Annotated in this window: 15 protein-coding genes and 1 pseudogene; 15 read left to right on the top strand and 1 reads right to left on the bottom strand. The window is 68.4% G+C overall.

All coding sequences use genetic code 11. The annotated features are described in order from the left end of the window. Positions 1-242: 242 nt before the first annotated feature. Positions 243-470 carry a hypothetical protein gene (locus tag AC08OJ_RS09335; protein WP_476593151.1) on the top strand — a complete coding sequence of 76 codons (228 nt, stop codon included), beginning with the start codon at positions 243-245 and terminating at the stop codon, positions 468-470. A 20-nt stretch (positions 471-490) separates the two neighbouring features. On the opposite strand, the gene AC08OJ_RS09330 is transcribed toward AC08OJ_RS09335, so the two are convergent. Next, positions 491-928 (bottom strand): hypothetical protein, encoded by a 438-nt coding sequence (locus AC08OJ_RS09330; protein WP_476593150.1) that lies wholly within the window; start codon positions 926-928, stop codon positions 491-493. 740 nt (positions 929-1,668) lie between these two features. Here AC08OJ_RS09330 and nifV point away from each other — a divergent pair. The 14 genes and pseudogenes from nifV to AC08OJ_RS09260 all read left to right on the top strand — a co-directional run. Next, positions 1,669-2,874, top strand: coding sequence for a homocitrate synthase (gene nifV, locus AC08OJ_RS09325; protein WP_476593149.1), 1,206 nt, complete (start codon positions 1,669-1,671; stop codon positions 2,872-2,874). 200 nt (positions 2,875-3,074) lie between these two features. After that, a complete protein-coding gene (gene nifH, locus AC08OJ_RS09320; RefSeq protein ID WP_476593153.1) occupies positions 3,075-3,938 on the top strand; it encodes a nitrogenase iron protein in 864 nt (287 codons plus the stop codon). 43 nt (positions 3,939-3,981) lie between these two features. Next, positions 3,982-5,442: a nitrogenase molybdenum-iron protein alpha chain gene (gene nifD / locus AC08OJ_RS09315; RefSeq protein ID WP_462186746.1), complete on the top strand. Its 1,461-nt coding sequence runs from the start codon at positions 3,982-3,984 to the stop codon at positions 5,440-5,442. Between the two features lie 67 nt (positions 5,443-5,509). After that, a complete protein-coding gene (gene nifK, locus AC08OJ_RS09310; RefSeq protein WP_476595524.1) occupies positions 5,510-7,066 on the top strand; it encodes a nitrogenase molybdenum-iron protein subunit beta in 1,557 nt (518 codons plus the stop codon). Between the two features lie 208 nt (positions 7,067-7,274). Then, positions 7,275-8,645 (top strand): nitrogenase iron-molybdenum cofactor biosynthesis protein NifE, encoded by a 1,371-nt coding sequence (nifE, locus tag AC08OJ_RS09305; RefSeq protein WP_476595523.1) that lies wholly within the window; start codon positions 7,275-7,277, stop codon positions 8,643-8,645. Next, positions 8,645-10,291 (top strand): nitrogenase component 1, encoded by a 1,647-nt coding sequence (locus AC08OJ_RS09300; protein WP_476595522.1) that lies wholly within the window; start codon positions 8,645-8,647, stop codon positions 10,289-10,291. Before nifE ends, AC08OJ_RS09300 begins: the two co-directional genes overlap by 1 nt. Further along, positions 10,285-10,710, top strand: a pseudogene (nifX, locus tag AC08OJ_RS09295) (nitrogen fixation protein NifX); the annotation flags it as partial. The gene AC08OJ_RS09300 and the pseudogene nifX, both read left to right, overlap by 7 nt. A 6-nt stretch (positions 10,711-10,716) precedes the next feature. After that, positions 10,717-11,160, top strand: a complete 444-nt coding sequence (locus tag AC08OJ_RS09290; RefSeq protein ID WP_476593152.1) for a NifX-associated nitrogen fixation protein — start codon at positions 10,717-10,719, stop codon at positions 11,158-11,160. Then, entirely contained in the window at positions 11,150-11,386 is a 237-nt protein-coding gene (locus tag AC08OJ_RS09285; protein ID WP_476593145.1) for a CCE_0567 family metalloprotein, read from the top strand. Before AC08OJ_RS09290 ends, AC08OJ_RS09285 begins: the two co-directional genes overlap by 11 nt. Continuing rightward, on the top strand, positions 11,383-11,838 hold the full coding sequence (nifW, locus tag AC08OJ_RS09280) for a nitrogenase-stabilizing/protective protein NifW (RefSeq protein WP_476593144.1): 456 nt from the start codon (positions 11,383-11,385) through the stop codon (positions 11,836-11,838). Before AC08OJ_RS09285 ends, nifW begins: the two co-directional genes overlap by 4 nt. Next, complete coding sequence (locus tag AC08OJ_RS09275; protein ID WP_476593143.1) at positions 11,835-12,203, top strand: nitrogen fixation protein NifZ; 369 nt, start codon at positions 11,835-11,837, stop codon at positions 12,201-12,203. The genes nifW and AC08OJ_RS09275 overlap by 4 nt, the downstream gene beginning before the upstream one ends. Next, positions 12,200-13,783 (top strand): nitrogenase cofactor biosynthesis protein NifB, encoded by a 1,584-nt coding sequence (gene nifB, locus AC08OJ_RS09270; protein ID WP_476595521.1) that lies wholly within the window; start codon positions 12,200-12,202, stop codon positions 13,781-13,783. The genes AC08OJ_RS09275 and nifB overlap by 4 nt, the downstream gene beginning before the upstream one ends. Beyond that, complete coding sequence (locus AC08OJ_RS09265; RefSeq protein ID WP_476593141.1) at positions 13,780-14,400, top strand: iron-sulfur cluster assembly accessory protein; 621 nt, start codon at positions 13,780-13,782, stop codon at positions 14,398-14,400. The genes nifB and AC08OJ_RS09265 overlap by 4 nt, the downstream gene beginning before the upstream one ends. A 47-nt stretch (positions 14,401-14,447) precedes the next feature. Then, positions 14,448-14,770, top strand: a 323-nt coding sequence (locus tag AC08OJ_RS09260; protein WP_476595520.1) for a ThiF family adenylyltransferase, incomplete at its 3' end; no start/stop codon positions are given.

The raw sequence follows: 14,770 nt of genomic DNA, 5'->3' as shown, positions 1-14,770 counted from the left end.
CCCGACGCCACGGCTACGGGACTCCGGAGCGGGTGGCTACCGAGGGCATCCACGCCTGTTCCGGGCGCTAAATGCAAATGCAGCGGAGTCCGGTGAAAGCGGGCGCTCAACAACAATGCGGGGCGCCGGGTAAATGCGGGGGCAGGCCGACAGTGCAGGTGCGTTCCGGCGAATGCAAGTGCGCTCCGCGAATGTGGGAGCCGTCCCGGCGATGCGGGACTCGATCGATGGTGCATCGTCTCATGGCGTTCAATGCCGAGCACAACGGCGAGTTCAACGCCGAAGACGGCGGGCGGCGTTGGAAAACGCCGCCCGCCGTCCCGGTCCGTGCCGCCAGCCACGACTGTCCGCCACGACATGGCCACTTCCACTGGGCGATGGCATGGGTGAAGCGGGACAGCGCCGTCGCCACGATGACGCTTTGTCGCCGTCGTTCCCACGCCGTGGTTCGCGGCCATGATCAAACGTAGGCGTGACGACCACCGGTCGCTTAATGCAGCGGGCGCATGCAGTCCCGGCAGCGGTCGTTCAGAATCGAGAGGAGCTCGACAGCCTTGAGTGAGGCGTCGCGCACCTTCGCGATGTCCTGCGAGGAGTTCAGCCTGATCAGCGCGGATTCAGCTCCGTCGGAGGCGCCCTCCCGGACCGCCTCGACGATCTCTGCCGCCGGTGTGCCGAACTGGAAGAGCAGAACCTCTTTGTCCTGGTAGGACGGTAGTTCCGTGGGCAGGTGCCCGAGACCGATGCCGGCGAGGTTCCGGCTCAGGATCTGCCGCACGTTGGTACCCAACCGGCCATAGCCGCCGATCTCCCGCAGTGTCCCCATGTTGATCCGGAAGACACCGTTGTTGCCTACTACGGTCGCACGCAGGTCCTCCCACGTCCCCGGCGGGTCGGACGGCACGCCGACCATCTGCGTGTCCGTCATCTCTACCATCCTGACTGGCAACCCAAGTGCTCCACGTATACGCGAACCGACACGCCCAGCTCCTTCCGCTCTCCATAGGAAAGCACTGCGTGCTGCCAGGTCGGCGTCGCCCGGCGTCGCCCGGCGGAAAATAACTGTTATCCATAAGATAACCGACTCTCCGGGTGAGGTCCACCCACGACGGACCTTGTCGGTTTCGAAAAAGTTAATCCTGATGATCGGGATCGCGCGGCGGCCGGGAAGCTGCCAACATGAATGTGAGTCATCTTGTTCATCCGCCGTGACCAGCATCGATAGCGCCGACATCTGTACGTAACACGGCAGGTACCTCGCTGAAACTCTTGTTCGAATGTTCCGATAACATCTCATCTGCACGGGGCGTTTGCTACCGTCATCTACACCGCTCCGGCGGATCGGGGGATCCCCGTAGTCGGGCGATCTTCCTGGCGTACCGTGTGCTCCGGACCACTTCGGCGGCGCGCCCGGAGCTATGTGGGCGGCGCCACGAGGGAAAGTTTCCAGGAAAATTTTAATTAAAGATTTTTCTTTGCGAATATCTTTCGGGGTATTTTTCTGGAGAAGCTTCCAGTCATCCCGACGGAATACCTGTTAACGCCGAAGTTACCGGGGTTTGCAGGGCTGAAATAAACGGCTCCTAGTGTTCTTCGTGTCGCCACCGGACAAACGGAGAACCACTGTTCGGGGCGAGCCCATGGCCTTCTGTTCTCGATCGACGGCTGGTGATGACAGTGCCCGGTCCCCGTTTTCCCAGCTCATCCACGCCTACGGTCGAGCCGGCCGCGCCGGTCAGGTTTTGCGACACCACCCTGCGCGACGGCGAGCAGGCGCCTGGGGTGGCATTCACCGCAGCCGAGAAACTTGCCATCGCCGCTGCTCTGGACGCCATCGGCGTACACCAGATCGAGGCCGGAATACCTGCCATGGGACCCGCCGAACGGGATGTCCTGCGGGAGATCCTCGCGACGCAGCCTCAGGCCGGCGTGGTGGCGTGGTGCCGGGCCGACCGCCGCGACATCGATGCCGCGCTGTCCTGCGGAATTGTCACTGCGCACCTAACCATTCCCGTCTCCGACCTGCATCTGAAGAGCAAGCTGGGCCGGGACCGGGGATGGGCGCGGCGCCGCATCCGCGACTGCGTCTTCGACGCGGCTGACCGCGGGCTGCGGTTTAGCGTCGGCCTGGAGGACGCCTCCCGCGCGGACGACAACTTCGTCATCGAGCTGGCCGGCGAGCTGCGCGAGTGGGGTGCCACCCGGATCCGCTGGGCCGACACGGTCGGTCTGCTGGACCCGGTCAGCGCCTACACCCGGCTCGGCCGGCTGGTCCAGGCGGTCCCGGGGGAGTGGGAGATCCACGCCCACGACGACTTCGGTCTGGCGACCGCGAACACCATCGCCGCGGTTCAGGCCGGATTCATCTGGGTTAGCACCACGGTGCTGGGTCTGGGGGAGCGGGCCGGCAACGCCCCGCTGGAGGAGGTGGCGATGGCCCTGCGGCACCTGTTGAAGGTGCCGGTGGACCTGGACACCACCTCGTTCCGCAGGCTCGCGCGGATGGTGGCCCGGGCCGCCTGCCGCCCGCTGCCGGTGGGCAAGGCGGTGGTCGGTGAGTCGGTGTTCGCGCACGAGTCGGGGATCCACGTCCACGGCGTGCTGCGACACCCGTCGACCTACGAGCCGTTCGACCCCGCCGAAGTAGGCGGGCAACGGCGGCTCGCGTTCGGGAAGCACAGCGGCCGGGCCTCGGTGCGTCACGCGCTGGCCCAGTACGGCATCACCGCCGACGACAGCGAGATCGAGCCGCTGCTTGAGCGGGTCCGGGCCACGGCGACCCAGACGAAGCGCGGCCTGCACGGCCGTGACTTCCAGGAACTTCTCGGGCGGGCCGAAGTGCCGGCCCCCCGGGTGGAGGCCCCGCCGTCCTAGGCCTGGTCCGGCAGGGACCGGACCCGGCTGGCAGACGCAACGGGGTCGATCAACAACTAACGGTTGTGCCGATGTCCTGGCCAAACCCGGCCGGCGGCACGACTCCAGCCCAGGGGCCCAGCGGCCCGACCTGCCCGATCGGCGTGGTCGTGGCACCGGTGCCCCCTGTGCTGGGCAACCGTTCCGAGGAGGAACACCGCATGCGCCAGATCGCGTTCTACGGCAAGGGTGGTATCGGCAAGTCCACCACCCAGCAGAACACCATGGCGGCGATGGCCGAGATGGGCAAGAAGATCATGATCGTTGGCTGCGACCCCAAGGCCGACTCGACCCGGCTCATCCTGCACTCCAAGGCCCAGACCTCCGTCATTCAGCTGGCCGCCGAGAAGGGCTCGGTCGAGGACCTAGAGCTCGACGAGGTCCTGGTCGAGGGCCAGTGGGGCATCAGGTGCGTCGAGTCCGGCGGCCCGGAGCCCGGTGTGGGCTGCGCCGGCCGCGGTGTCATCACCTCCATCAGCTACCTGGAGGAAGCCGGCGCCTACGAGGACCTCGACTTCGTCACCTACGACGTCCTCGGTGACGTCGTCTGCGGCGGGTTCGCGATGCCGATCCGCCAGGGCAAGGCGCAGGAGATCTACATTGTCACCTCCGGCGAGATGATGGCGATGTACGCGGCGAACAACATCGCCCGAGGCATCCTCAAGTACGCGCACTCCGGCGGTGTCCGGCTCGGCGGGCTCATCTGCAACAGCCGTAACACCGACCGCGAGGACGATCTGATCATCGAGCTCGCCCGCCGGCTCAACACCCAGATGATCCACTTCATCCCGCGTAACAACGTCGTGCAGCACGCCGAGCTGCGCCGGATGACGGTCATCGAGTACGACCCGAAGAACGAGCAGGCCGACCAGTATCGGCAGCTCGCCAAGAAGATCGTCGACAACGACATGAAGACCATCCCGACGCCGATCACCATGGACGAGCTCGAGGAGCTCCTCATCGATTTCGGGATCATGGAGCAGGAGGACGAGACCATCATCGGCAAGGCCGCCGCTGTCGCCTGACCCTGTCACCTGCTCCGACTCCGTCGAGGATGAGGTCCCGACCATGACGACGACGCCGGCACCGATCAAGGCCGAGACCGAGGCGATGATCGCCGAGGTGCTGTCGAACTACCCCGCGAAGACGGCCAAGTTCCGCGCCAAGCACCTCAAGGCCAACGACCCCGATGGGTCGAAGGAGTGCGAGGTCAAGTCCAACATCAAATCCCGCCCGGGGGTCATGACGATCCGCGGCTGCGCCTACGCCGGTTCCAAGGGCGTGGTGTGGGGCCCGGTCAAGGACATCGTCAACATCAGCCACGGCCCGGTCGGCTGTGGCCAGTACTCCTGGGCCACCCGGCGCAACTACGCCCGCGGCCCCTGGGGTGTGAACAACTTTGCCGCGATGCAGTTCACGACCGACTTCCAGGAGAAGGACATCGTCTTCGGCGGTGACCCGAAGCTAGAGACGGTCTGCGACGAGATCACCGAGCTGTTCCCGCTGGCCAAGGGGATCTCGGTCCAGTCCGAGTGCCCGATTGGTCTGATCGGTGATGACATCGAGGCGGTCTCCCGCAAGGCCTCGAAGAAGCTCGAGCTGCCAGTCGTCCCGGTGCGCTGCGAGGGGTTCCGCGGGGTCAGCCAGTCCCTCGGCCACCACATCGCCAACGACGCGGTCCGCGACCACGTGCTGGGCACCGGCGGGAACACCTTCAAGCAGACGCCGTATGACGTCGCGCTCATCGGCGACTACAACATCGGCGGCGACGCCTGGGCCTCCCGGAAGATCCTGGAGGAGATGGGCCTGCGGGTCATCGCCCAGTGGTCCGGTGACGGCACGATCAACGAGATGGCCTCGACGCACCTGTCGAAGCTGAACCTGATCCACTGCTACCGGTCGATGAACTACATCTGCACAACCATGGAGGAGCGCTACGGCACTCCGTGGACCGAGTTCAACTTCTTCGGTCCCACCAAGATCGTCGATTCGATGCGGAAGATCGCGGCTTTCTTCGACGACGAGATCAAGCAGAAGACCGAGGCGGCGATCGCCCGCTACCAGGTCCGATTCGACGAGATCACGAACGCCTTCCGGCCGCGCCTGGAAGGCAAGCGGGTCATGCTCGCGGTCGGCGGACTACGGCCCCGGCACACCATCGGTGCCTACGAGGACCTCGGCATGGAGGTCGTCGGCACCGGCTACGAGTTCGCGCACAAGGACGACTACACCCGTACCTACCCCGCTCTCGCGGAGGGCGTGGTCCTCTACGACGACCCGACGGCCTTCGAGCTGGAGGAGTTCGCCAAGCGGCTCAAGCCGGACCTGATGGGCGCGGGCGTCAAGGAGAAGTACGTCTTCCACAAGATGGGCGTCCCCTTCCGCCAGATGCACTCCTGGGACTACTCCGGGCCATACCACGGCGTGGACGGCTTCGCGGTCTTCGCCCGTGACATGGACATTGCGATCAACAGCCCGACCTGGGACCTCCTGGAGACCCCCTGGTCGAAGGCCGGAGAGGTGTTCTGACCAGCCGGTCCGGCTCCCGCCGGCGGTAGCCGGCAGTCATCAGCCACGGTAGAAGGGAGGATGTCCGGTGACGACGACTCCGGAAACAAACAGTTCCGTCCCGCTGCGGGTCCTCGACCACAGCGAGCTGTTCAAGGACGAGGTCTACCAGGAGCAGTTCGAGGGCAAGCGCGAGTTCGAGAACGGCAGCGACGCCGCCGAGGTAGCCCGGGTCCTGGAGTGGACCCGCGGCTGGGAGTACCGGGAGAAGAACTTCGCCCGGGAGGCGCTGACCGTCAACCCGGCCAAGGCGTGCCAGCCGCTCGGCGCGGTCCTGGCGGGCCTCGGCTTCGAGGGCACCATGCCCCTGGTGCACGGCTCGCAGGGCTGCGTCGCCTACTTCCGCAGCCACTTCGCCCGGCACTTCAAGGAGCCCGTCCCGGCGGCATCCTCGTCGATGACCGAAGACGCCGCCGTCTTCGGCGGGCTGAACAACCTGGTCGAGGCGCTCGAGAACGCGACCACCCTGTACAAGCCCAAGATGGTCGCGGTCAGCACCACCTGCATGGCCGAGGTGATCGGGGAGGATCTGTTCGCCTACATCGGCGCGGCGCGGGACAGGGGCGCGATCTCCGCCGACTACCCGGTGCCGTACGCGCACACGCCGAGCTTCGTGGGCTCACACCTCACCGGCTACGACAGCATGCTCAAGGGCATCCTGGACCTCCTGGGCAAGACGGCGGACGCCGACAAGGTCGAGTCCCCCGGGAAGCCCCGGCTGAACATCGTGCCCGGCTTCGAGACCTACGTCGGCAACCACCGCGAGTACCGCCGCATCCTCGAGCTGATGGGTGTCGACCCCCTGATCCTGGGCGACCACAGCAGCTCCCTGGACTCGCCGGCGACGGGTGAGTACGAGCTCTACCCAGGTGGTACCCCGCTCGCCGAGGCCGCCACAGCTCGGTTCAGCCACGCTACCGTGATGCTTCAGGAGACCACCACCCGCAAGACGACGGAGTTCGTCCGGGACGGGTGGAAGCAGGAGACGGTGGTGCTCGAGACCCCCATCGGGGTGAAGAACACCGACCGCTTCCTGACCGAGGTGGCCCGCTTGGCGGAGGTCGAGATCCCGGCCGAGCTCACCGCCGAGCGTGGCCGCCTGGTGGACGCGCTCACCGACTCGCATGCCTATCTGCACGGCAAGCGGGTCGCCATCGCGGGTGACCCTGACCTCGTCATCGCGATGACCGGCTTCGCCCTCGAACTCGGGATGATCCCGGTCCACCTGCTGAGCACGAACGCCGACAACTCCTTCGCGCCCAGGCTGGAGAAGGTCCTCTCGACCAGCAAGTTCGGCGAGGAGGCGACCGTCTGGCCGGGCAAGGACCTCTGGCACCTGCGGTCGCTGGTCTTTACCGAGCCGGTCGACCTGCTCATCGGGAGCTCGTACCTGAAGTACATCTCCCGGGAGGCGAACGTGCCGCTGGTCCGGGTCGGTTTTCCGATCTTCGATCGGCACCACCTGCACCGCTTCCCGATCGTCGGCTACACCGGCGGTCTGTACCTGCTCACCCAGCTCGTCAACACGGTGCTCGACGAGCTGGACCGCACCAGCCCCGACCACAGCTTCGACGTCGTCCGCTGAGCGTCCGACCGGGCACAACTGTGGTCGGTCCGGCTCCCGGCCGGATCTGAACGTGGTCGGCCGGCCGCGCCCACCGCGCTCCCTGCGACCGGCCGACCACCCCGCCGTGGGGTCGATCGATCACCTCCCGGATCGATCGACCCCACGCCCCCGTCCCACCTCTTTCAAGAACCGTGCCCGTAGAACCGCGTCCTTCCGAGGATGGCCCATGGCAGCCACAGAACGCGTCGCGCTGTTCACCGAACCGGCCTGTAACCACAACAACGCCAAGACCACCAAGGTCCGCAAGGCGGGTTGTCCCAAACCCAAGCCCGGGGGCACTTCCGGAGGTTGTGCCTTCGACGGAGCCATGATCACCCTCGTCCCGATCGCCGACTGCGCTCACGTGGTCCACGGCCCGATCGGTTGCGCGGGCAACTCGTGGGACGGCCGGGGCAGCCTGTCGTCCGGGCCGGTGCTCTACCGGCACGGCTTCACCACCGACATGGCCGAGAACGACGTGGTGCTCGGGGGGGAACAGCGCCTGTTCGACACCATCCTGGAGGTCGTCGAGCGGCACTCGCCGCCAGCGGTCTTCGTCTATTCGACCTGCGTTACCGCGATGATCGGAGACGATCTTGACGCGGTGTGCGCGGCGGCCGCCGCCGAGTCCGGGGTGCCGGTGACCCCGATCCACTCGCCCGGGTTCGTTGGCAGCAAGAACCTCGGCAACCGGCTCGCCGGCCAGGCCCTGCTCGACCACGTGATCGGCACCGTCGAGCCGGAGCTCACCACCGACCGGGACGTCAACCTGATCGGTGAGTACAACATCGCCGGGGAGTTGTGGGACGTCCTGCCGCTGCTGTCCCGGCTGGGCCTCCGGGTGCAGGCGTGCATCAGCGGTGATGCCCGCTACCGTGACGTCGCCGCGGCCCATCGGGCCAGGGCGACGATGGTGGTCTGCTCGCGCGCGCTGCTCGGACTCGCCCGTGGCCTGCAGGAACGTTACGGGATCCCGTGGTTCGAGGGCAGCTTCTACGGCACCCGGGCGATGGGCGACACCCTGCGCGGCTTCGCCCGCCTGCTCGAGGACGACGAGCTCTCCCGCCGCACGGAGGAGCTCATCGCTGTCGAGGAGGCGGCCGTCGCCGTCGCACTTGAGCCGTACCGGCGCAGGCTCGCCGGGCGCAAGGCGGTGCTCTACACCGGCGGGGTCAAGAGCTGGTCGATCGTGTCCGCGCTGCAGGACCTCGGCATCGAGGTGGTCGGCAGCGGCATCACCAAGAGCTCCGACGGCGACGTGGACAAGATCCGCGAGCTGCTCGGCGACGCAAAGATGATCAAAGAGGGCAGTCCGCGCGAGCTGCTGCGGGTCGCCGAGCAGACCGGGGCGGACATCCTCGTCGCCGGCGGCCGCAACCAGTACACCGCGCTGAAGGGCCGGCTGCCGTTCCTCGATATCAACCAGGAGCGGCACATCCCCTACGCCGGCTACACCGGGATGGTCGAGCTCGCCCGGCGCCTCGACATGGCGATCGCGAGCCCGGTCTGGGAGCAGGTCAGCCGGCCCGCTCCCTGGGACCTGGTTGGAGCCCGCTGATGGCCGAGGTCGTGACCGGAGAGCGGCAGGCGGCGATCGACCCGCTCAAGCACAGCCAGCCGCTCGGGGGTGCGCTGGTCTTCCTGGGCCTCGCCGGCTCGCTGCCGATCATGCATGGTGCGCAGGGGTGCGCGTCGTTCGCCAAGGCCCTGCTCACCCGGCATTTCAACGAGCCGATCCCGCTGCAGACCACCGCGATCACCGAGGTGACCGCGGTCCTCGGCAGTGGTGAGGCGATGGTGGAGACGCTCGATGCCATCCGGAAGAAGCAGCGGCCGGAGATTATCGGCCTGCTCACCACAGGAATCACCGAGGTCAGCGGCGAAGACGTCGGCGGCCAGCTGCGCAAGTACCTCTCGGCCTGGGACGAGACCGACTCGAGCGGGTCGGAGGCGGGGGCGAACGACTCCGCCCCCGGCGGGGCCCCGCTGATCGTCGGGGTCTCCACCCCGGACTTCATCGGTGGGCTGTCCGACGGTTGGTCGGCCGCGTTGGAGGCGCTGGTCCGAGCGGTGGTGCCGGCAGAGCATTCCGAAACGGAGCCTTCCGAAGCGAAATATTTTACCGGGCGCACCGCCTTCATCGCGGCCAGCGCTCCCGTAACGCATCTCACTACCGCTGGGTCCGCCGAGGCTGCTGGGTCCGCCAGGTCTCTGGGGTCCGCCGCCCGGCGGGTGGCGGCGGCGGACGATGGCGATCTGGATCCGCGCCAGCTCGCAGTCTTGGTCGGCCCATCCCTGACGGCGGCCGACCTCGACGAGCTCGGTGAGCTGATTCGCGCGTTCGGGCTCAACCCGGTACTCGTCCCCGACCTGTCCGGATCGGTGGACGGGCACCTGGCCCCCGCCTGGCAGCCCACGACGACCGGCGGCACCGGGCTCGCGCGGCTGCGGGCCCTCGGTCGGTCGCGGGCCGTGCTCGTCGCGGGTGCGACCGCGGCGGCGGCCGGTGACCTGCTCGCCGCCCGGACCGGCGCCCGGATCTTCCGCCACCGTCATCTCAGCGGGATGACGGAGATGGACGCCCTGGTCACCGAGCTGATCGAACTCACTGGAGCGTCCGCGCCGACCCGGGTCCGGCAGGCCCGGGCCCGGCTCGCCGACGGTCTGCTCGATACGCACTTCGTCCTCGGTGGCGCCCGGGTCGCGCTGGCAATGGAGCCGGAGACCCTGGTCGCCGTCGGTTCCCTGCTGCACGACGTCGGGGCCGAGGTTGTGGCGGCGGTGTCCCCGACCGGCGCGCCGGTCCTCGCGGACGCGCCCTGGGACGAGGTCGTCGTCGGCGATCTGACCGACCTCGCCGAACGGGCCCGGGCGGGCGGTGCGCACCTCGTCCTCGGTTCCAGCCATGCCCGCGAGGTCGCCGACCGGATCGGTGCCGCGCACCTGCCCGTCGGCTTCCCGATCTTCGATCGGCTCGGCGCGGCGCTGGCCGGTACCGCCGGGTACGCCGGAAGCCTGCGCCTGCTCATCGAAGCCGCGAATCGTCTACTCGATCACGAGCACGTGCACCGCCGTCCCGGGCGGAGGTTCTCCGTGCCCGGCGCGGATGGGCAACCCGCCCACCGGGCCGAGATCCCCACCCAGCCCGGCTCCGCGGGTGAACCCGATCAACTCGACAACCTGTTCCAGGAGTCTCCGTGTTGAAGATCGCCTTCGCGACCAGCGACGGCACCGCTGTGGATCAGCATTTCGGGTGGTGCCAACGGTTCGACGTGTACGAGGTCAGCCCCGAGGGATCCAGGTTCCTGGAGACCCGCGCGCTCGACGCGGCGCCGACGGACGAACAGGACAAGATCGAATCTAGGCTCGCCGCGGTCTCGGACTGCGCGATCCTCAACATCAGTGACATCGGCGGGACGGCCGCGGCGAAGGTGGTGAAGGCCCGGATTCACCCGGTGAAGGTGGTCAAGGGCACCGCCATCCCCGAGCTGCTCCGCCGCTACACCTCGACGCTGGCCGGCAATCCGCCGCCCTGGCTGCGCAAGGTGCTGCGGTCCCACGAGCCGCAGCCGGCGGCGACCTGGACCCGCGGCGGTGCCACGGCCCTGAAGCCCAAGGGGGACGGCGGCATGACCGCGAAGACCGGTTTCCTCGGCGACCTGGTCGACCAGCTGCGCGCCGGGGACACCTACGGCCAACTGGAACGGTTCTCCGACGAGGACCTGCTCCGCCCGTTCATCGTCACTCGGGAGCAGCGCCGCGAGATCGCGGTGAACTGCGACATCGACGCCGCCGTAGAGGGCCGGGTGCGCTCCTTTTACCAGGCGGTCGCGGCGGTCACCGAGAAGGCGACCGGGGCGTTCACCACCACCGTGCTCGACCTCAGTCACGAGGGGTTCGGGCGCGTGATCATTTGTGCCGGGCGGCTCGTCGTCCTCTCCGACGCGCTGCGGGACGTGCAGCGGTTCGGCTTCGGCTCCATGGACGAGCTCTCCGCCCGGGGCGAGTCGCTGGTGACCGGTGCGACCAAGCAGATCGAACGATGGAACGAGGTGGCCCGCGATGACTCCTGACGCCCAAGCCGCCGACACCCCGGCCGGGGGCGCCCCGGCCGACACCGAGCTGCGGCTGCGCAAGCTTCGTAGCCGGGCCTCCCATCTCAAGCTCGACCTGCACGACCTCGCCGAGGACCTCCCGATCGGCTGGGAGGGCCTGCTCGACGTCGCCCGCCGGACCTACGACGCCTATGCGGAGATCGCCCTCCTCGAGGGCCTGCTCGAGAAGGAGACATCGCGATGAGCGTGAGCACGGCCGCCGGCCAGCTAGCGGACTTCCGCCGCTGTTCCACCGCCGAGGAGTACTTCACCCTGCTGGACGTCGACTACGACCCGCGGGTCCTGGCCGTCAACCGGCTGCACATCCTCCGGTACTTCGCCAACCAGCTGGTCGAGTTGCACAACACCCGGACCGAGGTCGGGAACCCGGTGGAGCTGCTGCGGGAGTACCGCGACGCGCTTGTCCGCTCCTACCAGGCCTTCACCGCAGCCTCCGCCCTGGACCATCGCCTGTTCAAGGTGCTGCAGGACCACGCGCCGCAGGAGTCGTTCGTGCCCGCGTCGTCGATCACCGTCGAGCGGCTGGCCCCGACGGTGCCCCAGCCGTCGGCGCCGTCCGACCCGGTGGAGCCGTCCCAGTCCGCCTGGCCGCACCACGCCGCCACGTCCGCCGACTACCTGGGTGGAACCCGATGAACAGTACCTACGACGTCGGCGACATCGTGGTCGCCGTCAAGGCATTGCGTAACGACGGCACGTACCCGGACCCGGCGATCGCTGTCGGTGAGATCCTCGTCGAGGCCGGCACCCGTGGCCAGGTCATCAACGTCGGCCTCTACCTGCAGGAACACATCGTGTACGCGGTGGCGTTCGACCACGGCCGCATCGTCGGCGCGCTGGAACGTGAGCTCGTCTCCCCCGAGCAGTGGCAGCAGGCGGCGGCTGTCGCCGCCGGCACCGCCGCACCCGCCGCGGCGACCACCGCGACCACCGCGACCTCCTCTGCGACCGCTCCGGCGACCGGCACGGCGACCGCCCGGGGGAAGGAAGGGCGGTCGTGAAGGCAACCCCCGTCAGCCTGCCGCTGCTGCCCACCGACCTGGCAGGCGAGATCCCCCGGCAGGCCACCGAGCTGGCGCCCGACACCGCCGCCGGCTGCGCGAGCAAGTCCAGCTGTGGCACCAGCACTCCGGTGCGGGACCCGGAGATTGCGGAGAAGATCGCCAACCATCCCTGTTACAGCGCCGAGGCCCACCAGTACTACGCCCGGATGCACGTGGCGGTCGCCCCGGGTTGCAACATCCAGTGCAACTACTGCAACCGCAAGTTCGATTGCGCCAACGAGAGCCGTCCCGGCGTCACCAGCACCCTGCTGTCCCCCGAGGACGCCCTCGCCAAGGTCAAGCTGGTGGCCAGCGAGATCAAGCAGATGAGCGTGCTGGGGATCGCCGGTCCCGGCGACCCACTGGCGAACCCGAAGCCGACCTTCCGGACGATGGAACTGGTGGCCCGGGACTGCCCGGACATCAAGCTCTGCCTGTCCACCAACGGGCTGACCCTGCCGGACCACGTCGACCGCATCGCCGAGCTGAACGTCGACCACGTCACCATCACGATCAACATGATCGTCCCCGAGGCCGGGGAGCGGATCTACCCGTGGATCGCCTTCCGCGGCAAGCGGTACACCGGCCGGGAGGCGTCCCGGATCCTCTCCGAGCGCCAGCTCGAGGGCCTGGCGATGCTCACCGAGCGGAAGATCCTCTGCAAGGTCAACTCGGTGATGATCCCCGGGGTCAACGATGACCATCTCGTCGAGGTCTCCCGGAAGGTCAAGGAGCTCGGTGCCTTCCTGCACAACGTGATGCCGCTGGTGTCGGCGCCCGAGCACGGCACCCACTTCGGCCTGACCGGGCAGCGCGGCCCCACCCCGCAGGAGCTCAAGGCGCTGCAGGACCGCTGCGAGCAGGACGACGGCGCCGAGATGAACATGATGCGGCACTGCCGGCAGTGCCGCGCCGACGCCGTCGGCCTGCTCGGTGAGGACCGGGGTGAGGAGTTCACCCCCGAGGCGTTCCGTGGCCGTGAGATCGACTACGACCTCGAAGGCCGCCGGCAGGCGCACAGCGAGATCGAACGGTGGCGCTCCGAGGTTGCTGCCACCCGGGGAGCGCTGAACATCTCGACCGGCGCGGTCATTCCCTCCGGCCCGGGCGCATCCCCCGATGAGGGCACCCCGGCCGGGGCCCGCCCGGGGAACGCCCGCCCGGAGGACGTCGTGCTCGTCGCTGTCGCGACCAAGGGCAGCGGCGTGGTGAACCAGCACTTCGGTCACGCGACCGAGTTCTGGATCTACGAGGGGGGTCCGGGCTGGGCCCGGCTCGTGCAGACCCGCGACGTGGACCGCTACTGCAACGGCCCGTCGGACTGCGACGAGGACGCCTCCAAGCTCGACAAGACGGTCGCGATGCTGTCCGACTGCGCGGCGGTGTTGTGCAGCAAGATCGGCATCGGGCCGCGCGAGGCGCTCGAGAACGCCGGGATCGAACCGGTGGAGCTCTACGACCTGATCGAGAAGGCGGTGGCCGAGGTCGGCTCCCGCCTTGTTGCACATCGTGCCGAAGCGGAGGTTGCCGTCCGATGAGCGCCACCACCCCCACCGTCGAACTGACCGACCGGGCCGTGAAGCAGGTCCGTCACCTGCTCGCCTCGACTCCCGGCACGAGCGGGTTCAGCCTGCGGATCGGCGTCGACCCCGGTGGCTGCGCCGGCTTCATCTACAACCTGGCGCTCGTCCCCGGCGCTGAGGCCGAGGACGTCGTCGTCGGCCAGGACGGCTTCGACGTCGTCGTCCACTCGTCGATGGTTCACCTGCTGCGCGGGCTGCGCGTGGACTACACCGAGACGCTGACCTCCTCCGGGTTCACCTTCCATAACCCGAACGCGACCAGCTCCTGCGGCTGCGGGACGTCCTTCGGTGCCTCGGACTCCACCGAGCGCACCGCCGCGGACGCCCGCCTGCGCGAGCAGGTCGAAGAGATCATGGAGGAGATCCGGCCCTTCCTGCGGGGAGACGGCGGGGACGCCGAGGTCATCGCGACCCTCGCCGGCAACGGCGAGCCCGGGACGGCGGAGGTGCACCTGCGCCTTACCGGAGCCTGCGGCGGGTGCTCCAGCGCCACCGCGACCCTGACCGGCGTCATCGAGAGCCGGTTGAAGGAGGTCCTGCCCGAGATCGGCCGGGTCGCGCTGGTGTCCTGACAGCGCACTACTTGATCACCTGTTCGGCCTAACCCGGGGAGCGCCCGATGGTCACCGCCCGATTCCGTTCCCACCCGCGTCTTCTGGGGTCCATCTGTGCCGGGCCGCCGGCACCGTACCCATCCCGTCGGCAGGCGCCGTCCGTCTTCGACCCGCATCGACGGTACGAGCGGCAGTTGGGTATCCCGGGCTTCGGAGTGTCCGCTCAGCGGCGGCTCAGCGGCGCGACCGTCCTGGTGGCGGGGGTAGGCGGGGTCGGCGGAGCGGCGGCGACCTACCTGGCCGCCGCCGGCATCGGCCGGCTGATCCTGGTCCATCCGGGCGTTCTGGAGGAGCCGGACCTCAACCGGCAGACCCTGATGCGGCCCGA

Source organism: Frankia sp. CgKIO3 (assembly GCF_977946435.1).
Note: the sequence above shows the minus strand (reverse complement) of the source record. Positions and strands in the feature narration are given on the sequence as shown.